General features: G+C 63.4%; 16 protein-coding genes and 2 pseudogenes. 6 read left to right on the top strand and 12 right to left on the bottom strand.

What is annotated here, in order from left to right; translation table 11 throughout:
- Window position 1: 1 nt before the first annotated feature.
- Both IVB18_RS04485 and IVB18_RS04480 read right to left on the bottom strand, forming a co-directional pair.
- Complete coding sequence (locus IVB18_RS04485) at window positions 2-769, bottom strand: hypothetical protein (RefSeq protein ID WP_247324182.1); 768 nt, start codon at window positions 767-769, stop codon at window positions 2-4.
- Window positions 766-1,320 carry a hypothetical protein gene (locus IVB18_RS04480; protein WP_247324181.1) on the bottom strand — a complete coding sequence of 185 codons (555 nt, stop codon included), beginning with the start codon at window positions 1,318-1,320 and terminating at the stop codon, window positions 766-768. The genes IVB18_RS04485 and IVB18_RS04480 overlap by 4 nt, the downstream gene beginning before the upstream one ends.
- Window positions 1,321-2,176: 856 nt before the next feature.
- On the opposite strand from IVB18_RS04480, the gene IVB18_RS04475 reads away from it, so the two are divergent.
- Window positions 2,177-3,880 (top strand): recombinase family protein, encoded by a 1,704-nt coding sequence (locus IVB18_RS04475; protein WP_247324180.1) that lies wholly within the window; start codon window positions 2,177-2,179, stop codon window positions 3,878-3,880.
- Here the strand turns inward: IVB18_RS04475 and IVB18_RS04470 are convergent.
- The 8 genes and pseudogenes from IVB18_RS04470 to IVB18_RS04435 all read right to left on the bottom strand — a co-directional run.
- A pseudogene (locus tag IVB18_RS04470) lies at window positions 3,853-3,942 on the bottom strand (acyl-CoA thioester hydrolase); the annotation flags it as partial. The gene IVB18_RS04475 and the pseudogene IVB18_RS04470 sit on opposite strands and share 28 nt — an antisense overlap.
- The gene (locus tag IVB18_RS04465) at window positions 3,939-4,229 is read right to left on the bottom strand and encodes a type II toxin-antitoxin system RelE/ParE family toxin (RefSeq protein WP_247988124.1); all 291 of its coding nucleotides are present in this window, start codon (window positions 4,227-4,229) and stop codon (window positions 3,939-3,941) included. The gene IVB18_RS04465 and the pseudogene IVB18_RS04470, both read right to left, overlap by 4 nt.
- A gap of 8 nt (window positions 4,230-4,237) precedes the next feature.
- Window positions 4,238-4,447, bottom strand: a complete 210-nt coding sequence (locus tag IVB18_RS04460; RefSeq protein ID WP_247988123.1) for a hypothetical protein — start codon at window positions 4,445-4,447, stop codon at window positions 4,238-4,240.
- Between the two features lie 58 nt (window positions 4,448-4,505).
- Window positions 4,506-5,426, bottom strand: coding sequence for a metallophosphoesterase (locus tag IVB18_RS04455; RefSeq protein WP_247988122.1), 921 nt, complete (start codon window positions 5,424-5,426; stop codon window positions 4,506-4,508).
- Between the two features lie 129 nt (window positions 5,427-5,555).
- Window positions 5,556-6,605 carry a Holliday junction branch migration DNA helicase RuvB gene (ruvB, locus tag IVB18_RS04450; protein WP_247988121.1) on the bottom strand — a complete coding sequence of 350 codons (1,050 nt, stop codon included), beginning with the start codon at window positions 6,603-6,605 and terminating at the stop codon, window positions 5,556-5,558.
- Between the two features lie 190 nt (window positions 6,606-6,795).
- Window positions 6,796-7,413: a Holliday junction branch migration protein RuvA gene (gene ruvA / locus IVB18_RS04445; protein ID WP_247988120.1), complete on the bottom strand. Its 618-nt coding sequence runs from the start codon at window positions 7,411-7,413 to the stop codon at window positions 6,796-6,798.
- Window positions 7,414-7,557: 144 nt separating this feature from the next.
- The gene (ruvC, locus tag IVB18_RS04440) at window positions 7,558-8,085 is read right to left on the bottom strand and encodes a crossover junction endodeoxyribonuclease RuvC (RefSeq protein ID WP_247988119.1); all 528 of its coding nucleotides are present in this window, start codon (window positions 8,083-8,085) and stop codon (window positions 7,558-7,560) included.
- Window positions 8,086-8,313: 228 nt separating this feature from the next.
- A complete protein-coding gene (locus IVB18_RS04435) occupies window positions 8,314-9,060 on the bottom strand; it encodes a YebC/PmpR family DNA-binding transcriptional regulator (protein WP_247988118.1) in 747 nt (248 codons plus the stop codon).
- A 209-nt stretch (window positions 9,061-9,269) separates the two neighbouring features.
- Here IVB18_RS04435 and IVB18_RS04430 point away from each other — a divergent pair.
- The 5 genes and pseudogenes from IVB18_RS04430 to IVB18_RS04410 all read left to right on the top strand — a co-directional run bounded on the left by IVB18_RS04430 (window position 9,270) and on the right by IVB18_RS04410 (window position 16,975).
- Window positions 9,270-11,017: pseudogene (locus tag IVB18_RS04430) on the top strand (methyl-accepting chemotaxis protein).
- Between the two features lie 199 nt (window positions 11,018-11,216).
- Window positions 11,217-12,641: a methyl-accepting chemotaxis protein gene (locus IVB18_RS04425; protein ID WP_247988117.1), complete on the top strand. Its 1,425-nt coding sequence runs from the start codon at window positions 11,217-11,219 to the stop codon at window positions 12,639-12,641.
- 343 nt (window positions 12,642-12,984) lie between these two features.
- Window positions 12,985-13,449 (top strand): (2Fe-2S)-binding protein, encoded by a 465-nt coding sequence (locus tag IVB18_RS04420; protein ID WP_247988116.1) that lies wholly within the window; start codon window positions 12,985-12,987, stop codon window positions 13,447-13,449.
- An 8-nt stretch (window positions 13,450-13,457) separates the two neighbouring features.
- Complete coding sequence (locus IVB18_RS04415; RefSeq protein ID WP_247988115.1) at window positions 13,458-15,635, top strand: xanthine dehydrogenase family protein molybdopterin-binding subunit; 2,178 nt, start codon at window positions 13,458-13,460, stop codon at window positions 15,633-15,635.
- On the top strand, window positions 15,632-16,975 hold the full coding sequence (locus IVB18_RS04410; protein ID WP_247988114.1) for a cytochrome c: 1,344 nt from the start codon (window positions 15,632-15,634) through the stop codon (window positions 16,973-16,975). Before IVB18_RS04415 ends, IVB18_RS04410 begins: the two co-directional genes overlap by 4 nt.
- Window positions 16,976-17,171: 196 nt before the next feature.
- On the opposite strand, the gene IVB18_RS04405 is transcribed toward IVB18_RS04410, so the two are convergent.
- The gene (locus tag IVB18_RS04405) at window positions 17,172-17,996 is read right to left on the bottom strand and encodes a TIGR00282 family metallophosphoesterase (RefSeq protein WP_247988113.1); all 825 of its coding nucleotides are present in this window, start codon (window positions 17,994-17,996) and stop codon (window positions 17,172-17,174) included.
- A complete protein-coding gene (locus tag IVB18_RS04400) occupies window positions 17,974-18,570 on the bottom strand; it encodes a 5-formyltetrahydrofolate cyclo-ligase (protein WP_247988112.1) in 597 nt (198 codons plus the stop codon). The genes IVB18_RS04405 and IVB18_RS04400 overlap by 23 nt, the downstream gene beginning before the upstream one ends.
- Window positions 18,571-18,710: the final 140 nt, after the last annotated feature.

The raw sequence follows: 18,710 nt of genomic DNA, 5'->3' as shown, positions 1-18,710 counted from the left end.
TTCAGGTCGCTCTCTGGGCCAAGGCTGGGGGACGCTGCGAGTATCGCGGATGCAACGAGGATCTCATCGGTGACCTGATCGCCGGCCGTGAGGATGGAAAGTTTGGCTTCATCGCGCATATCGTGGCCGACAGTGCAGACCGGCCACGCGGCGATCCCGTTCGTTCGCCAGCGCTCGCCAGAGACCTGAACAACCTGATGCTGCTCTGCGCAAAGCACCACAAGGGCGTGGACGTCGATTCGTCAACCAGTTCTTGCCGCCCGTCAACGAGGAGCAGGATATCTTCAGCGTCGCGGCTGCCGATAAGGTCGCCGCCACCTCTGCCGCGATAAGCCTCCAGCTTCGTTGCGATGAACATGGGCGGGGCGAGATGCCGGATCGTGATGTTTTCATCCGGTGACGTCTCAACGGCTGTTTCGATCCCCTTTGCGTACCAACGATTGCTGAAGCCGAGGATCTCCTCGTCGTCCGGCATAAAGTCGACCTTGAGCTCGCCAAGCTTCATCCGGCATATGACATTGTCGTCGACTGCCTCGGAGAAGCCCTGCTTGCGAAGTTGCTCCAGTAACTTTGCCCACTCCGGGAAGCCGGCCAGATCCACATTCAGGTCGACATCATCTGTGGCTCTTACTCCCTCAAGCGTGACCGGATCCATTATATAGAGAGCCGTTGTGCAGCCGCCCACAAAGACCAATCGCGCAAGAAGTTGATCGCCGAGCGCGACGGCAACTGTCTTCAGCATTTCCTTGAGACGGCTTTGAATCGTCATCCTAGCCTCTCCTTAAGCAAATTGCTGGCGAGGTGTGCTGCGCGCTGATTACCGAGTCGTATCGCGTCCACGAGAGCCAAATAGGCGTAAAGGCGATCGTCCTTCTCTGCGGCTTCTGGCACGGTCTTGAACAGAGGCTCGATTGACTCGCCCATCTCGCGGCCGCGCGCATAGGGCCAGACGTGGATCAGGCTGCCAGCGCTGTGGAGCGAGTCCTTTAGGACAGGGGCGGCGAAAGCTGTCGGCACGCCGCGCTGCATCGGACCTGGTTTTGCCGGGAAAACAAACTTCAGCCCGTGGGCAATAAAATCGCGCAGGTTCCTGCGATTGGGATTTGGACGGTTGGTGTTGCGGTCCTTGATCGCCATGCCGGATGCGAGACTGCGATTGATCGAGGCCGCGATTTCCGTTTTGCTGATTCCGAGAGAGGCTTCGAGCCCTCTCACCGAGTACGGGTCCTCACCGTCCAGGTGGACGTCTGTCCCGGTTGCGTGTTCATGATCCTGCAAGCTGACGAGCTTTAGCAGGACGACAATATCCTGGCTTTTCATGGTTCCGCGCTGTCCTCAGTCCTCGGACAGAGGACACCGGGCGCCCCATGGGTTGGCTTGTCAAGTTTTACTCGGATTCAGCAGAATCGCCAGATAGTTCCTCGCGCCGAACCAGCTAGAGATCGGCGCGGGTAGGCAGCTTACTTAAGGATATTCGACGGGTCTTTCCTTAGGTCGCTCGGGATCGTGTTTCGGTGGCCTCCTTGCTGTGCGCCGGCTCCCAGATTCTGCCGCGATCACGGGGATCGAGAGGATGGTGCAGATGCTAGCGAGCAGGCCTAAGACATCCCTGCAAGGAGACTGGAGTGCGGCTGCCGCGCTTTCAAACGCAAGCCATAGCGCGGGCATGCCCACTTGGTTTACGGAGGCGATCGGTCCCTCCAAGTGATCGGCCGGAATCGTTTCGATAGCGCAAGTATTTTTTCGTAATTTTTTCCGCCGCGTTTTCCCATCGCTACGACGAACATGCAGCCGCAACGCAAACGCGCGACATCGCACTTTGCGGTGCAGCGGCGACCGCGTTTATCTTGGCGCGGACGTTTGTCAAAGTTGTCGAGAGGAGAATTCAGCTACTCCGTCCAGGTTCATGCGATGGCATCCGAAAAACTTCGAGAAATCACGCGCGCTACGCCATTGATGCTTGCAGACGCGATCGCCTGCGCTACTGTGTAATGCGTAACGGGACGCGATCGCATCCGAGACAAAAAGCGATCATCCGACCGCTTGCCCCTTCGCACCCTCAGAGCTGGGACAATCCCGACAATGAGGAAGTCTGGCTCGAGTTGGCGCGCTCCATCGGACGACAAATTGCACGGGACGAAAAAGCCGATTTGGAACACCGAGATAAGGGAACGGCATGACGATAGTGTCACCGAAAAAGAGGGCCGTGCTATACGCCCGTTATTCCAGCGACATGCAAAAGGCGACCTCGATTGACGGTCAGCTATTGCTTTGCCGAAAGATCGCCGAACGCAACAACCTGGACGTGATCGGTGAATTCGTTGACGCCGCAAAGTCTGGCCTTACCGAAGAGGCGCGTGATGGCTATCAGCGACTTCTCAACGGCGTGCGAAATCACGACTTTGACGTGGTCGTCGTTGAGCACTTTGATCGGCTGTCGCGCGATCCCGCAACGATCCAGCGCCTAAAACAGGTCTTCGAGTTCAACGGCGTTGACCTAATGGATCAGAAAGGCATTTACGCGACGGCCACCGATATCAGCATCGCGAGTCTCTACAACACGATCTACAAGCCGCAGCTTGCTGACAAAGTTCGGCGCGGGCACGACAACGCCGTCGCCAACGGAAAAATTCCCGGCGCGTATGCGTACGGTTATCGGCTGAAGCCTGGCGCGCCCGGTGAGCGCTTGATCGACAAGAACGAAGCGAAGATCGTACTCCGCATTTTCAAAGAATATGCTTCGGGCCGTTCAACCCGAGAGATTGCCGCCGATCTTACCCACGAAGGCGTGCACTCGCCCGGTGCCACCCGTCACAAGAACAAGGCTGGCCGTTCCACTTGGAATCATCAGTGCATAACTGGTGGTCGTCATGGTCGCGGAATTCTCGGCAACGAGTTGTACATCGGCGAAATTCATTGGAATGTTCGCTCAACAATTCTGAACCCGGAGACACAGAAGAAGCAGAAGCGCCGCAATCCGGAAGAACGCCACATTTTGGTCAAGAATCCCGAGCTGCGAATCATTCCGCAAGAACTCTGGGATACGGTGCAGAAAGTGCGCAGCGCGCGCGCCATCCATATGTTCGGACCAACGGGTAAACCGCAGCGTCGCCCGCTGATCCCGCGTAACAATGAGCACCCGCTTGCCGGCGTACTCCGCTGCGGCGTTTGCAACGGCCATATGCGAATTGCACAATCGTCTCGGAACGGCGCGCCGCGTGCGGCATGCGCCAACGCGCATCAGCGAGGCACCTGCGAGCACACCCGAAGCTTTGACATGGACGTTCTACTTGAGGATGTTTCCATCAAGATCGATGCGAAATTGCTTTCGCCAAAAGCCATTGAAGAAGCGATGGGTGCTTGGCAGGAGGAACGCAAGAAAGACCGAAAAAAAGGTAGTGAACGCGACAACCTGGAGCGTCGACGGCGAGTACTGACTACCGAGATAGAGCGCCTGTCATATGCGATCGCAAACAGTCGTCGTAAACCGGATGAGCTGCTTAAGCGTATCGATGAGTGCGATCTAGAGCGGGAGAATGTGGATGCGCGCTTGCGGCTGCTGGGCAATGGCAGCGAGAATGTGATCCCGTTCGACCATCCGAAGTTCGGCGAACTCTACCGTTCGGAGGTGAAGAAACTCGTCAGCGCGCTGAAGATCAATCCGAAAGCGATCGAAACCCGCGTCGCCTTCCGCAATTTGATCGACTGCATTGTGGTGCATCCCGGCCGCAAGCGGATGCCCTACGAATATACGCCATACCTGAACAGTGCCGCCCTTTTCGGCAAGAAGCTTTTCCCCGAAAACCGCCGCAAGGCAGAAGAAATTGGCATGTTTGCATACTACGATAATGGCAAGTCAGAGAAATCCGTGTCCTCGTAATAGACGCGGACCTGCATATGGTGGCGGCCGTCGCGGATCTCGCCGTCGAGATGGGCAGTCATTTCGAAAACTCTCGCTCTATATCCCGCCGTCCATCCAAAACTCGCACAATGATTATGCGATCAGCCTCGACGAGGTAAAAGGCAGTGTAACCGTCAACAGACAAACCTCGAAGTGACGCCCTCAATTCACTGCGATCCGGCCCTATGAAGGGAAACTTCCGAAGCTCATCGAACCTCTCCGAGAACCTTGCAGCCAACCGATCCGCTGCAGTCGGACTGCGCTCAGCGAGATATGAGTGGATATCGAGAAGGTCTGTGCGAGCGCGCAAGGACAGAACGACCTGCACGCTAACCTCTATCGCTTCGCCCGGGTTTGCCTGAGGAATTCGTCGAGGTCCCACGGGACCACACGTCCGGCCTCTACGTCCGCCATCCCTTCGTCGATCGCGTCTTTGAGCGCTCGGAACTTTTTGGCTTGGGACAACAGGTAATCAGCCGCTGACTCCTGCATTTCCTCAGGCAGCAGCTCAAGAGCTTCGACAGCTTTCTCGATGGCGGAATTCATTGGGTCAATATAGCGCAGCCCTAAGCCTGTGCCCAGATGCTTGCTCGAAATTCGACCGCTAGGACACAACCGGTCCCGTCCGCCCCAGCGTCACCTCGACGATCTCCGGCGGCACGCCGACGCGGACCGGAATGATGCTGCAACCGAGGCCACCGGAGATGATGACGTCGCATTTCAGCCGGAAATGGCCATAGGCGAGCCGCAGGCCATGCTGCGGCGGAACAGCCGGCGACCAGCCGAGCAGGCGGATCTGGCCGCCATGGGTATGACCGGACAGTTGCAGCGCGACGCGCGCGGGCACCCGCGGTGCGATGTTGGGCTCATGCGCGAGCAGGATCACCGGCGCATCGTCGGTGACCTTTGCGAGCGTCGTGGTGAGATCGTCGGCACCGAAGCGCCCCGTGCTCCGGAAGCGCCGTGCCGGCAGAAAAGCGAGCTGATCGCCGAGGCCGGCGAGCCAGAACGGGCGGCCGTCCTTGGTGAGGCGCACGACGTCGTTCTCGTAGACGGGAATGCCCGCCGCCTCCAGCGCACGATGCGCGATCGTCGTCCCGTGCCCTGCCTGCTGCACCGTCGTATCGTCCCAATAGTCGTGATTGCCCATCACGGCATGGACGCCGAGCGGCGCCTTGAGGCCGGCCAGCACCTTGGCCCATTCGTTCGACGGAATGATACGCGTGACCTGGTGCAGACCGGCGACGTAATCGCCGAGCAACACGATGAGGTCGGCGTTCAACGCGTTGGTGCGCTCGACGATCGCCTCGATCCGCTCCAGCGGCATCCAGGGATCGCACGCATGGATGTCGGCGATCACGGCGATCTTCAGCGGAAAGTCCGCGGGCCATTGCCGTGGGGTCGGATGATAGCGGGTAACGCGAAGCCGCAGCACCGGCTCGACACCGACGCCATAGGCCGCGGTCGAGATGCCGAGGGCGGACAGACCGCCGATGGAACGGATGAGATGACGGCGAGTGATCATGGAAGCCCGATCGTGATGCGCTTCCGTGATGCGGCCCGATTGGAGCGGAATTGGGGTGCGCTTGTGCAGACAATCTGCACGAGATTACCGGAAATTCATGAGAACCGGAGCACTTTGCATTCGCGCAGATCAGTCGTCGCTCTCGTCCGTCCCGAACAGGCCGAATTGCGCCGCATCCCGCGTCGGCTCGCTGATGCTGAGATGGCGGAAGGCGTGCGAGGTGAGCAGACGGCCGCGCGGGGTGCGTTGGAGATAGCCGCACTGGATCAGATAGGGCTCGATGATGTCCTCGATCGCATCGCGCGGCTCGGATAACGCGGCCGCCATCGTCTCCACGCCGACCGGGCCCCCGCCATAGTTCATCGCGATGGTCGTGAGGTAGCGGCGGTCCATGGCGTCGAGGCCGGCGGCGTCGACCTCGAGCGCGCTCAGCGCGTGATCGGCGATCTTGCGATCGATCGAGGTGGCATCGGCGGCGGAGGCGAAATCGCGCACACGGCGCAGGAGGCGTCCGGCGATGCGCGGCGTGCCGCGGGCGCGGCGCGCGATCTCGTTGGCGCCGTCCGCGCTCATGCCGATATTGAGCACGCGCGCACCGCGGGTGACGATGCTTTCCAGCTCCTCGATCGTGTAGAAGTTGAGCCGGATCGGAATGCCGAAACGGTCACGCAGCGGATTGGTGAGAAGGCCGGCACGCGTGGTGGCGCCGACGAGGGTGAATTTCGAAAGCTCGATCTTGACCGAGCGCGCCGCCGGGCCCTCGCCGATGATGAGGTCGAGCTGAAAATCCTCCATCGCGGGATAGAGCACCTCTTCCACCGCCGGGCTCAGGCGATGGATCTCGTCGATGAACAGCACGTCGCGCTCTTCGAGATTGGTCAGCAGCGCCGCGAGATCGCCGGCCTTGGCGATCACCGGGCCTGACGTGGCGCGAAAACCAACGCCGAGCTCCTTCGCCACGATCTGCGCCAGCGTGGTCTTGCCGAGGCCGGGGGGACCCACGAACAACACGTGATCCAGCGCCTCGCCGCGCTTGCGCGCCGCCTCGATGAAGATCGAGAGGTTCTTGCGCGCCTGCTGCTGGCCGACGAAATCGGACAGCGACTGCGGCCGCAACGCGGTGTCGCCGACATCATCGCTGCGGCGCTCGGGCGTGACCATGCGGGGGGGAGTGGTCATGCGCCACAAGCTCTGCGGCCACCTCCCCCCTTGCGGGGGAGGTCGGATCGCCGCAGGCGATCCGCGAGGGGGGTAAGCCACGCACGCCGGAGCCCGGGGCTACCCCCCTCCCCAGCCCTCCCCCGCAAGGGGGGAGGGAGCGCAGATGTGCGCGCCGCCAGAGCGAAGAATAGCCTGACCATTAACGCCCTCACTTCGCCAGTTCCTTCAAGCCGAGGCGAATAAGCTGCGCCGTCTCGGCATTCTCACCCGCACTCCGCGATGCGGATGCAATAGCCGCGGCCGCCTGCGGCTGGCCGTAGCCTAGATTGACGAGCGCAGAGATCGCGTCCGCGACGGGCCGTGGCGCGCGCTGGTCGTCGATGGCGCCGGCAAGATGCACGACAGCGGGATCGACATTGGCGAAGGCGGGCGCCTTGTCCTTCAACTCGGTGACGATGCGCTCGGCGACCTTGGGGCCGACGCCGGGCGTGCGCGCCACCGCGACCTTGTCGCGCAGCGCGATCGCATTGGCGAGGTCGGACGGCGCGAGCGTGCCGAGCACGGCCAGCGCGACCTTGGCGCCGACGCCCTGCACGGTCTGGAGCAGGCGAAACCATTCACGCTCCTGATCGGTGCGGAAGCCGAACAGCTTGATCTGGTCCTCGCGGACATAGGTCTCGATCGACAGCACGGCGGCGTCGCCCGGCGACGGCAGATGTTGCAGCGTGCGCGCCGAGCAATGCACCTGATAGCCGACGCCGCCGACGTCGAGGAGCACGTAATCCTCGCCGTAAGAATCGATCAGGCCCTTGAGCTTGCCGATCATCTCAATTCCTCGGCCGTAGCAGGCACTTCTCTCTCTCGTCATGGCCGGACTTGTCCCGGCCATCCACGTCTCTGACGCCAGCAAGAAAGACCGTGGATGCCCGGGACAAGCCCGGGCATGACGACTGCGGTTTGTGGTGCCCGCTCATATCCCCACCACCTTCAGCCTGAGTGCCGTGCTCTGACGATGATGGGCGTGGGTGATGGCGATGGCCAGCGCGTCGGCGGCGTCCGCTGACGGCGGCTCGGCTTTCGGCAGCAAAATCTTCAGCATCATCGCGATCTGGTGCTTGTCGGCGTGGCCGGCGCCGACCACCGTCTTTTTCACCTGGTTCGGCGCGTATTCGGCGACCGTGATTCCAAACATCGCAGGCGCCAGCATGGCGACGCCGCGGGCCTGGCCCAGTTTCAGCGTCGCGACGCCGTCCTTGTTGACGAAGGTCTGCTCGACCGCGGCTTCCATCGGCGTGTGTTTGGACAGCACGGCGGCGAGCCCCTCATGGATCGCGAGCAGGCGGCTCGACAGCGGCAGCCCGTCCGGCGGTTCCACCGAACCGCAGGCGACGTAAACCAGGCGATTGCCCTCGGACTCGATCACGCCCCAGCCGGTGCGGCGCAGGCCGGGGTCGATGCCGATGATGCGAACGGGGACGCGAATCGGGAGCGCGGTCATAGGCCAGTGATAGCGGCTGGCTGCTGTGGGGGAAACAGAAACAGAACGGAAGTCCCCGGGGAAGTACGCGTTGCGGCACCGCCCACCGCAACACACGCCGTCATACCCCGCGAAGGCGGGGTAACCAGTACGCCGCAGCTTATCCGTATCCCATCACGGCCTCTGGAATACTGGACCGCCCGGTCAAGCCGGACGATGACAGCGGAGATTGCGGCTATCGGAAGCGCCCTACCCTCCCATCTTCGCCAACAGCGCGTCGGACACCTCGAAATTGGCGTAGACGTGCTGCACGTCGTCGTGCTCGTTGAGCAAATCCATCAGTTTCAACAGCTTCTCGCCGGTCTCGTCATCGACGGCGATCGTGTTCTGCGGCTTCCAGATCAGCGCGGCCTTGCGCGGCTCGCCGAATTTGGCTTCCAGCGCCTTGGCGACGTCGCGATAGCTTTCGGTCGAGGCATAGATCTCGTGGCCGCTCTCGCCGGAAATGACGTCGTCGGCGCCGGCCTCGATCCCCGCATCCAGCACCGCATCGTCGGAGGCGACGCTGCGGTCGTATTCGATGATGCCGGTGCGGTCGAACATGAAGGAGACGGAGCCGGTTTCGCCGAGATTGCCGCCGGACTTGGTGAAGAAGGAGCGGATGTCGGAGGCGGCGCGGTTGCGGTTGTCGGTCAGCGCCTCGACGATGACGGCGACGCCGCCGGGGCCATAGCCCTCGTAGCGGATCTCGTCATAGTTCTCGCCCTCGCTGCCGAGCGCCTTCTTGACGGCACGCTCGATATTGTCCTTCGGCATGTTCTCCTGGCGCGCCGCGATGATGGCCGCGCGCAGGCGCGGGTTCATGTCGGGATCGGGCGTCCCGAGCTTGGCCGCGACGGTGATTTCCCGCGCCAGCTTGCCGAACAGTTTCGACTTCTGGGCATCCTGCCGCCCCTTGCGGTGCATGATGTTCTTGAATTGGGAATGTCCGGCCATGCGTGGTCTCTTGGTCTCTAGGGAATCGTGCGCCAGCGAGAGTGGGAAGCGCGGCCTTATAGGCCGCCAACCCACCGGAATGAAAGGGGTCTCTCATACTTTAAGGTAATACCGTAGTGGCCCATGCCTGGATGTCAGGCATCGTTAACCCTGACTTCATGCCGGCCTGCGAAAATAGCGTCCGCCCGTCCCCCGACAAGAGAGACCTGATGGCGTTCGGACTATTTCGGAAGCGTCTGCCGGATTCGGCCGGGCCTGTGGCAGCCCCGCTGGCTGCGCAGCCTGCTGCCGGTTCCGAGACGGCGCCGGCCGTCGAAAGCGATTCGGCCAGGGAAATCCTGGAACTGCTCGAACTCGAACTCGGGGCGATGATCCGCCAACTTGAGCGTGCCGCCAATTCGGTGGCTGGCGGCGCGGAGGCCACCGCGGCGACGCTTGCTGACATCCGCGGGCGCACCGACGCGCTGACCGGGCGGACCAACGCCGCGCAGTCGAACGCCTCGACCTTCGCCCAGGCCGCCGACAAATTCACCCAATCCGCGCACGGAATCGGCGCCCAGGTCCGCGAGGCCGGCAAACTCGCCGACCAGGCCAGTGCCGCGGCGCAGGAGGCGCGCGCCAATGTCGACCGGCTGCGCGAGTCCTCGGCGGCGATCGGCAACGTCGTCAACCTGATCGCGCAGATCGCACGGCAGACGACGCTGCTCGCGCTCAATTCGACCATCGAAGCCGCGCGCGCCGGCGCCGCCGGCAAAGGCTTTGCGGTCGTCGCCACCGAGGTCAAAGCGCTCGCGGTGCAGACCCAGAGCGCAACGGAAGAGATCACAAAGAAGATTGACGCGCTTCAGCGCGACGCCGCCGGCTCTGCGGATGCGGTACACCGGATCTCGCAGGCGATCGAGGCGATCCGCCCGGTGTTCGACACCGTCAATGGCGCGGTCGCCGAGCAGAACGCCACCACCGGCGAGGTTTCCAACAACGCGGCCAGCGCATCGGAGTTCATCATTTCGGTCGGCGAGAGCGCGGCCGAGATCGATGCCGCGACCAAGGCCGCCGAGACCCACGGCGAGAACGTCGCCAGTGCCGGCAAGGCCGTCACCACTTTCGCGCAGAAGCTGAAATCACGCTGCGCGATCCTGCTTCGGCAGAGCGAGCATGACGATCGCCGCAAGACCGAGCGGCTCCCTGCCATCTCAAGTTCGAGGGCACGCGCGGGGTCCTGCCGGTCTACGAGATATCAATGGACGGCGTGCTGATCGGCGGCGCGGAGGCAGGCCGGCTTGCGCCGCAGGCGATCATCGACGGCAGCCTCGAAGACGTCGGCCCCTGCCGCCTGCGCGTGGTCGAGCAGTCCAAGGCCGGGGCCCGCACGCAATTCGTCGGCCCCAATGCCGAGCTTAGCGAGAAGATCGAGGACAAGCTCTGGTCGATCCACGAAGAGAACACGGAGTTCGTCACCCGTGCGATGGAAGCGGGCAACGCGCTGACCAGGATATTCGAGCAGGCGGTTGCGCGCGGCGAGGTCCGGATCGATGACCTCTTCGACACGGATTACGTCGAAATTGCCGGCACCAATCCGCAGCAATATCGCACAAAGTATCTGGACTGGGCCGACCGCGCCCTGCCGCCGTTCCAGGAGGCCTTTCTGGCGAAGGAGCAGCGCATGGCGTTCTGCGCCATGGTCGACCGCAACGGCTTCCTGCCGGTGCACAACAAGATCTACTCGCATCCGCAGCGGCCGGGTGACGCCGCCTGGAACACGGCCAACAGCCGCAACCGGCGCATCTTCAACGATCCGGCGGGGTTGGCTGCCGCGCACAACCTGCGCTCGTATCTGATCCAGAGCTATGCCCGCGACATGGGCAACGGGAACACGGTGATGATGCGCGAGATCGACGTCCCGATCCGCGTGCAGGGCCGGCACTGGGGTGGATTCAGGACGGCCTACAAACTCTAGAGCATGATCCGAGAAAGTGTGCAGCGGTTTTTCGAAAAGATCATGCCGCAAGCAAGGACCTAAAGCGTGATGACAATTCATCGCGCTTTAGTGCGCGCTCAGGCAAGACGCCGGGCGCGAATCATCCTTTAGAGTTGGAATTGGAATGGGAATGCCGCGGGGGGCCGGCGAACGGCTCTGACTGGAGGACTCTCGAAACATGTCCGTCGCACAACTTGCAGTACTGGACACCGGATCGAACCGGACGCTGGCCGAACGCCTCATCGACCAGCTCGCCGACCGCATCGGCGGCCTCGGCGTGGAGCTTGCCGACATCGCCGGCAACGTCCAGGAGGTCGCAAGCCGTGTCGCGAACCAGTCTGAGCGGTTCCATCACCTCCAGAAGACGGCCGAGACGATGGTCTCGGCCAACCACGACATCGCCAATGCGTCGCAGGCGGTGCAATCGACCGCGTCCGCAGCGGTGGGCGAGATCGCGCAGTCGCGCGGCGCGGTCGATGCCGCGGTCAGCCACATCTCGGAACTCGTCGCCGCTGTCGCCCGGATCGAGGCGCGGCTCAGCGCGGTCGGCTCCGCGCTGGCGCAGGTCGCAAAGGTGTCCGGCTCGATCGAGGCGATTGCGAAGCAGACCAATCTGCTCGCGCTCAACGCCACCATCGAAGCGGCGCGCGCCGGCAATGCCGGCCGCGGCTTCGCGGTGGTCGCAAGCGAAGTGAAGAATCTGGCGGAAGCCACCCGCCAGGCCACGCATCAGATCTCCGATACCGTGCGCGATCTCGATGGCCAGATCGAAGGCCTGATCGGCGAGAGCAGTGACGCCTCGCTGCGTGCGAAGACCGCGGGCGAAGGCGCCCAGCAGATCTCCGGCATCATCTCGCGGGTACAGCAGGGCTTTGCCTCCGTGGAAGCGGAGATCGGCAGCGTCACGCGCGCCGCGACCTCCAATCTCGGCCATTGCGACACCGTCATCGACGAGCTCAGCGAACTCGCCAAGGGCGTCGACCTCTCCTCGCGCGATCTCAAGAACGCCGATCAGCGCGTGACAAAACTGCTCGACACGTCCGAAGGTCTGATCGCACTGATCGCCGATAGCGGCGTGGAAACGTCGGATGCGCCGCTGATCCGCGCCGTCGTCGATACCGCGAAGCGGATCTCGGCCGAGTTCGAGGCCGCGATCGACCGCCGCGAGATTACCCTCGATCAGCTCATGGACGAGACCTATCGGGAGATCGCGGGCACCGACCCCAGGCAATATCTCACCAACTACGTCGATTTCACTGATCGCGTGCTGCCCGCGATCCAGGACCCGATCCAGAAATCCGATCCCCGCATCGTGTTCTGCGTCGCCTGGGCCAAGAGCGGCTATCTGCCGACCCACAATCCGAACTACCGCCTGCCGCAGGGCAAGGACCCGGTGTGGAATAACGCCAATTGCCGCAACCGCCGCCTGTTCACCGATCGCGCGGTGCAGAAGGTCGCGGCGAACACGAAGCCGTTCCTGCTGCAAACCTATCGGCGCGACATGGGCGGCGGGCAGTTCGTGCTGATGAAGGACCTGTCGTCGCCGATCATGGTCCACGGCCGGCACTGGGGCGCGTTCCGGATGGGTTTTCGGCAGAGCTGACGGTCGCCCGGACGCGCATCACGCGGCGTTTTCCTTCACCCGACTTTCGTAATCGCACGACTTTCGTCTTCGCACGCTTTTGCGTGTTCGCACGATCGTCTGCGACAAACGCCCGCGCGTGCGAAGGAAATGCGTCAGAAAATGACGCTTATCATATCAATTAGCCCAACACGGATGCAGCGATCGCTGCACGAATTCGTGAAAGGCATGGTGTGGCGCGTCGTTCGCGCAAATATGCATTGCTGAAAATTTCGCGGCTTCATCGTTTGTGTCGGTATGATTATGGTCGCGCGGAATTCGCCGACCTGGTCACCGTAAGCGATCGTCGAGCAAGGGGATGCATATGGCACTGACTCTCACCATCAACGGCGAGACGAAATCTTTCGACGCGCCACCCGAGATGCCGCTGCTGTGGGTGCTGCGCGACATCCTCGGGATGACCGGCACGAAATTCGGCTGCGGCATCGCGCAATGCGGCGCCTGCACCGTGCATGTCGACGGCAAGGCGGTTCGCTCCTGCGTGCTACCGGTCAGCGCGGTCGAGAACCGCGCCGTCACCACCATCGAAGCCGTCGGCAACACGCAGGCCGGCGCGAAGGTGCAGAAGGCCTGGCTCGATCTCGAAGTGATCCAGTGCGGCTACTGCCAGTCCGGCCAGATCATGGCGGCCGCCGCGCTGCTGGCGGCGACGTCTCATCCCGATGATTCCGACATCGACGCCGCGATGGCCGGCAACATCTGCCGCTGCGGCACCTATGTGCGAATTCGCGAGGCCATCAAGCAGGCCGCCAACGGCCGTCAATCGTGAGGTCCGCCATGATTGCAGACAAATCTCTTCAAGGCGTCTCCCGCCGCACGCTTCTGACCGGCGGCCTCGCCACCGGCTTCCTGCTCGCCTTCCATCTGCCGCTGCGCGCCGCCGTCAATGAACCGGAGCAGCCGAAGGACGCGACCGATGGCAAGTTCGCGCCGAACGCCTTCGTCCGCATCGACGAGACCGGCCGCACTGTCCTGATCATGCCGCAGGTCGAGATGGGCCAGGGCATCTATACCTCGATTTCGATGATCCTGGCCGAAGAGCTCGATGCCGACTGGACAAAGGTTGCGGTGCTGCACGCGCCGCCCAACGACCAGTTCTACGCCAATCCGGCCTTCGGCTTGCAAGCGACGGGTGGTTCGACCTCGATCCGCGCCTGGTGGAAACCGCTGCGCGCAGCAGGCGCCACCGCGCGAGCGATGCTGGTGCAAGCCGCGGCGGCGCAATGGCAGGTCGAGCCTGTAAGTTGCACGACATCGAAAGGCGAGGTCATGCATGCCGCAAGCGGCCGCAAGCTCGGCTACGGTGCGCTGGCGCTCGCCGCGCAGGGCCAGACGCCGCCGAAGGACGTCCCGGTCAAGGACCCCAAGGACTTCGTCTATATCGGCCAGCCCTTGAAGCGGCTCGACACGCCGGACAAAATCAACGGCAAGGCCGTCTACGGCATCGACGCGATCATGCCCGACATGAAATTCGCGACCGTTGCCGCCTGCCCGGTGTTCGGCGGCAAGGTTGGCAAGGTCGACGACAGCGCGGCGACGAAAATCCCGGGCGTGCGCAAGGTCGTGGTGCTCGAAGACACCGTCGCGGTGATCGGCGACCACATGTGGGCCGCGAAGAAAGGCCTCGAAGCACTCAAGATCGAGTGGAACGACGGACCGAACGCGAAGATCAGCACAAAAGACATCTGGCAGGATTTACGCGCCGCCAGCGAGAAAGACGGCGTGGTCGCAAAATCCGTCGGCGACATCGCCAAGGGGCTCGCGAGCGGCGACAAATTCGAGGCGAGCTTCGAACTGCCGTTCCTTGCGCACGCCTCGATGGAGCCGATCAACGCCACCGTGCACGTCAGGCCGGATGCCTGCGAGATCTGGACCGGCACGCAGATCATGACGCGGGTGCAGTCGGAGGCGGCGAAAGCCGCTGGCCTCCCGGTCGACAAGGTGATCGTTAACAACCATTTGCTCGGCGGCGGTTTCGGCCGCAAGCTCGAGCCGGACATGGTGGTCGCGGCGGTGAAGATCGCCAAACAGGTCGACTACCCCGTGAAGGTGGTGTGGACCCGCGAGGAGGACATCCAGCACGACGTCTATCGCCCGATCTACCGCGACCAGGTCACGGCGTCGCTGGTCGACGGCAAGGTCGCAGCCTGGAAGTACAAAGTCGCCGGCTCCGCCGTGCTGGCGCGCTGGCTGCCCCCGGCGTTCCAGAAAGGCATCGACATCGACGCGGTCGACGCCGCGGTGGATGCGCCCTACGACTTCGCCAACTTCCATGTCGAATATGTTCGCGTCGAGCCGCCAGCGGTACCCACCGGGTTCTGGCGCGGCGTCGGCCCGAACAACAACGTGTTCGCGGTCGAATGCGCGATGGACGAGCTCGCGCGTAAGGCCGGCAAGGATCCGGTGGACTTCCGCCGCTCAATGCTGACGAAAAATGCGCGCATGCTCGCAGTGCTCAACCTCGCGGCCGAGAAAGCCGGCTGGGGCCAGCCGTTGCCGGCCCGCGTCGGCCGTGGTGTCTGCGTACAGCCGTCGTTTGCGAGCTTCCTCGCAACCGTGGTGGAAGCGGAAATCGAGGACAGCGGCGAGATCGTGCTCCGTCGCATCACCTCGGTGGTCGATACCGGCATCGCGGTCAACCCCGACACGGTGAAGGCGCAGATCGAAGGCGGGCTGATCTTCGGCCTCACGGCCGCGCTCTATGGCGAGATCACCATCGACAAGGGCCGCGTGCAGCAGTCGAACTTCCACGACTATCGCATGATGCGCATCAACGAGACGCCGAAGATCGAGGTCATCGTCGTCAAGAGCGGTGAGGCGCCCGGCGGCATCGGCGAAGCCGGCGTCAACGCCGGACCGCCGGCGCTGCGCAACGCGATCTACGCCGCAACCGGCGTGGCGCTGCGGCGCCTGCCGATCGATCGAAAACTGCTGACTGCGGGGAAAAAGGCATGAGCGGCAAGATGCGTATCCTTGCAAGCCTCGTCGTGATCGCCATCGTCGTGGTGGCGCTCGGCGTCTGGATCATCCGCGGGCCGGGCCCGCTCGATTTCGCCGGTGGCCCCAAGGTGGCGCTGGCGGATTACCGCGCCGGCAAGCCGACCGGCGTGCCGGCGAAGCTCGAGAAGGCAAGCCTGGTCGAACGCGGCGAATATCTTGCGAAGGTGGCCGACTGCATGGTCTGCCACACCAAGCCCGGCGAGAAGGACTATTCCGGCGGCCTCGGCTTCAAGCTGCCGTTCGGCACGCTCTATTCGACCAACATCACGCCCGATAAGGAAACCGGCATCGGCAATTACAGCGACCAGGATTTTCTCAACGCGGTCCAGCGCGGCAAGCGCCATGACGGCGCGCGGCTCTATCCGGCGATGCCCTACGCGTCCTACACCTACATGACGGACGAGGACGTGCTGGCGGTGAAGGCCTATCTGTTCAACCTGCCGGCGGTGCGCGCCAAGGCGCCGGACAACACGCTGTCGTTCCCGTTCAACCAGCGCTGGGCGATGATGTTCTGGTCGGCCGTGTTCAATCCCGACACGCGCTTTGCACCCGATACGTCGAAGAGCCCGGAATGGAATCGCGGTGCGTATCTCGCGGAAGCGCTGGCGCATTGCGGCGAATGCCACACGCCGCGCAATCTCGGCTTTGCGCTGGACAACCGCAAGAAGTTCGGCGGCGCCATTACGGCCGGCTGGCGTGCCTTCAACATCTCCTCGGACAAGGCGACCGGGCTCGACAACTGGCGCGACGAGGACCTGATCGCCTATCTCTCGCTCGGCCACGCGCCGGGTCACGGCTCGGCGTCGGGTCCGATGGGTGAAGCCGTCGACCACAGCTTTAGCCAGTTCGCGCCTGAAGACATCCGCAGCATCGTCGCCTATCTGCGCAGCGTGCCGCCGGTGCCCTCGGCTGACCTTCCCGCCGGCACGGCGCCGGTCGCGCCGGCCTCGCACCGGGACGGCGCAACAGCGGATGCGCGTGGCAAGCGCGTGTTCGCCAGCGCCTGCGTCAGCTGCCACGGCTGGAGCGGCGAGAGCCCGGTGTCGCCGATGGCAGCGCTCACCGGCACCTGGGCCGTCAACGACCCCGCCGCCACCAACGTCGCGCAGATCGTGCTGTCAGGCACCAAGCGTCACACGCCCGACGGCGCGCTGTCGATGCCGGCCTTCGGCAACGCCTACACCGATGACGAGATCGCCGCGGTGGCCAACTACGTCACGGCGCGGTTCGGTACGAAGGGCTCGAAGCTCACGGCGAAGGACGTCGCGGAGTTGCGGGAGCAGACGGCGGAGTAGGCAGACGGCGGAGTAGGCAGACGGTGCAATAAGAAGCGATGTCGTCCTGGCGAAAGCCAGAACCCATTACCCCAGGGAGAAGTTTGGCGAAGACTGGTCGTTCGGGACTAGCACCATCCACGATCGATAGATTCCGCGGTATGGGTCCTGGCTTTCGCCAGGACGACACTGAGTGTGTGGCTCGCTGCGAGAGAATCTAGCTCAACCAGAACCTCGGCGTCGCCGGCTCCAGCCTGCCACCCGCACGCACCGGCGCGATCCGCAGTGCGAGTCCGGTCGCATCATCCGTCTCGACCGCGACGCCACTCAGCGTCGCCGCGCCCGCCGCCGGCTCGAAGCGGCCCGATGGAATCCCCGAGGTGAACCTGCGCAGCGGTTCTTCCTTCTGCATGCCGATGATGGAATCGTAGTCTCCGGTCATGCCGGCGTCGGTCATGTAGGCGGTGCCGCCGGACAGGATCTGGTGATCGGCGGTGGGCACATGGGTGTGGGTGCCGACGACGAGGCTGGCGCGGCCGTCGCAGAAGAAGCCGATGCCCTGCTTCTCGCTGGTCGCCTCGCAATGGAAGTCGACGACGATGGCATCGGCGGCAACGCCGAGCGGGCAGGCGCCGAGCTCGCGCTCGAGTGCGGCAAAGGGATCGTCGAACGGGGTCATGAAGACGCGGCCCAATGCGTTGACCACCAGCGCATGCTTGCCGTTCTTGGTTTCGACCAGCGCCGCGCCGCGGCCGGGCGTGCCGCGCGGATAATTTGTGGGCCGCACCAGCCGGTCGGCGCGCTCGATGAACACCAGCGCTTCGCGCTGGTCCCAGGAGTGATTGCCGAGCGTCACCGCGTCGGCGCCGGCATCGAGAAACTCCTGATAGATCGCCTCGGTGATGCCGAAGCCACCGGCGGAGTTCTCGCCATTGACGACAACGAAATCGAGCGACCAGTCCTTGACCATGCCGGGCAGATGTTCGGCGATCGCCGTACGCCCAGCGCGACCGACGACATCACCCACGAAGAGAATGCGCAACTTCAGAACTCCGGAAATCGAAAACGTCCGATTCCGTTAGCACATAATCCAGCGCGACGTCGTGCGATAGTGCCGGAACCGCCTTGATCTCCTGCGCAGCAAAAGCAAGCCCGATGCCAACGATCTGCTTGGCCTTGCGCAAGTGCGCGAAGGTGTGGTCGTAGTGCCCCGCGCCATAGCCGATGCGGTGGCCGAGACGGTCGAAGGCCGCGAGCGGCGTCAGCATGATATCGGGGACAACTTCAGCCGCGGCCGGCGACGGCTCGGGAATGCCAAGCGGGCCGAGCATCAATCGATCATTCGGATGAAAGAGGCGGAAGATCAGCGACTGGCCGCGCGCGGTGACGCAAGGCAGCGCCAGCCGCGCGCCCTCCTCGGCGAGCTTCTTCATCAACGGCATCGGATCGATCTCGCTGCGGATCGGCGAGTAGCCGGAGACGATGCTGCCCGGCAGCAGCGTGAACGGCAGCCCGCGCTTGGCGAGTTTTGTGGCGGCCGTGGTGCGCTTCTTCTCGCTGAGCGCGTCACGTGCTGCGAGGGCTTTGGCGCGGAGTTCGGCTTTCGAATTCGACATGCGCTGGGTCCCCACGGTCATCACCCGCGAAGGCGGGTGATCCAGTATTCCAGAGGCGGTGGTATTCACACTCGACGCCGCGGCGTACTGGATGCCCCGCTTTCGCGGGGCATGACAACGTACTGAACTGAACCACCGCA

The sequence above is a fragment of the Bradyrhizobium sp. 186 genome (assembly GCF_023101685.1).
Taxonomy (GTDB): Bacteria; Pseudomonadota; Alphaproteobacteria; order Rhizobiales; family Xanthobacteraceae; genus Bradyrhizobium.
The sequence above is the reverse complement of the archived record's forward strand: the minus strand, read 5'-3'. Positions and strand labels throughout refer to the sequence as shown.

What these genes read in the sequence shown, in the direction of transcription:
- IVB18_RS04485 (WP_247324182.1), bottom strand. Translation starts at nt 769, where the DNA reads ATGACGATTCAAAGCCGTCTCAAGGAAATGCTGAAGACAGTTGCCGTC.
- IVB18_RS04480 (WP_247324181.1), bottom strand. Translation starts at nt 1,320, where the DNA reads ATGAAAAGCCAGGATATTGTCGTCCTGCTAAAGCTCGTCAGCTTGCAG.
- IVB18_RS04475 (WP_247324180.1), top strand. Translation starts at nt 2,177, where the DNA reads ATGACGATAGTGTCACCGAAAAAGAGGGCCGTGCTATACGCCCGTTAT.
- IVB18_RS04460 (WP_247988123.1), bottom strand. Translation starts at nt 4,447, where the DNA reads ATGAATTCCGCCATCGAGAAAGCTGTCGAAGCTCTTGAGCTGCTGCCT.
- IVB18_RS04455 (WP_247988122.1), bottom strand. Translation starts at nt 5,426, where the DNA reads ATGATCACTCGCCGTCATCTCATCCGTTCCATCGGCGGTCTGTCCGCC.
- ruvB (WP_247988121.1), bottom strand. Translation starts at nt 6,605, where the DNA reads ATGACCACTCCCCCCCGCATGGTCACGCCCGAGCGCCGCAGCGATGAT.
- ruvA (WP_247988120.1), bottom strand. Translation starts at nt 7,413, where the DNA reads ATGATCGGCAAGCTCAAGGGCCTGATCGATTCTTACGGCGAGGATTAC.
- ruvC (WP_247988119.1), bottom strand. Translation starts at nt 8,085, where the DNA reads ATGACCGCGCTCCCGATTCGCGTCCCCGTTCGCATCATCGGCATCGAC.
- IVB18_RS04435 (WP_247988118.1), bottom strand. Translation starts at nt 9,060, where the DNA reads ATGGCCGGACATTCCCAATTCAAGAACATCATGCACCGCAAGGGGCGG.
- IVB18_RS04425 (WP_247988117.1), top strand. Translation starts at nt 11,217, where the DNA reads ATGTCCGTCGCACAACTTGCAGTACTGGACACCGGATCGAACCGGACG.
- IVB18_RS04420 (WP_247988116.1), top strand. Translation starts at nt 12,985, where the DNA reads ATGGCACTGACTCTCACCATCAACGGCGAGACGAAATCTTTCGACGCG.
- IVB18_RS04415 (WP_247988115.1), top strand. Translation starts at nt 13,458, where the DNA reads ATGATTGCAGACAAATCTCTTCAAGGCGTCTCCCGCCGCACGCTTCTG.
- IVB18_RS04410 (WP_247988114.1), top strand. Translation starts at nt 15,632, where the DNA reads ATGAGCGGCAAGATGCGTATCCTTGCAAGCCTCGTCGTGATCGCCATC.
- IVB18_RS04400 (WP_247988112.1), bottom strand. Translation starts at nt 18,570, where the DNA reads ATGTCGAATTCGAAAGCCGAACTCCGCGCCAAAGCCCTCGCAGCACGT.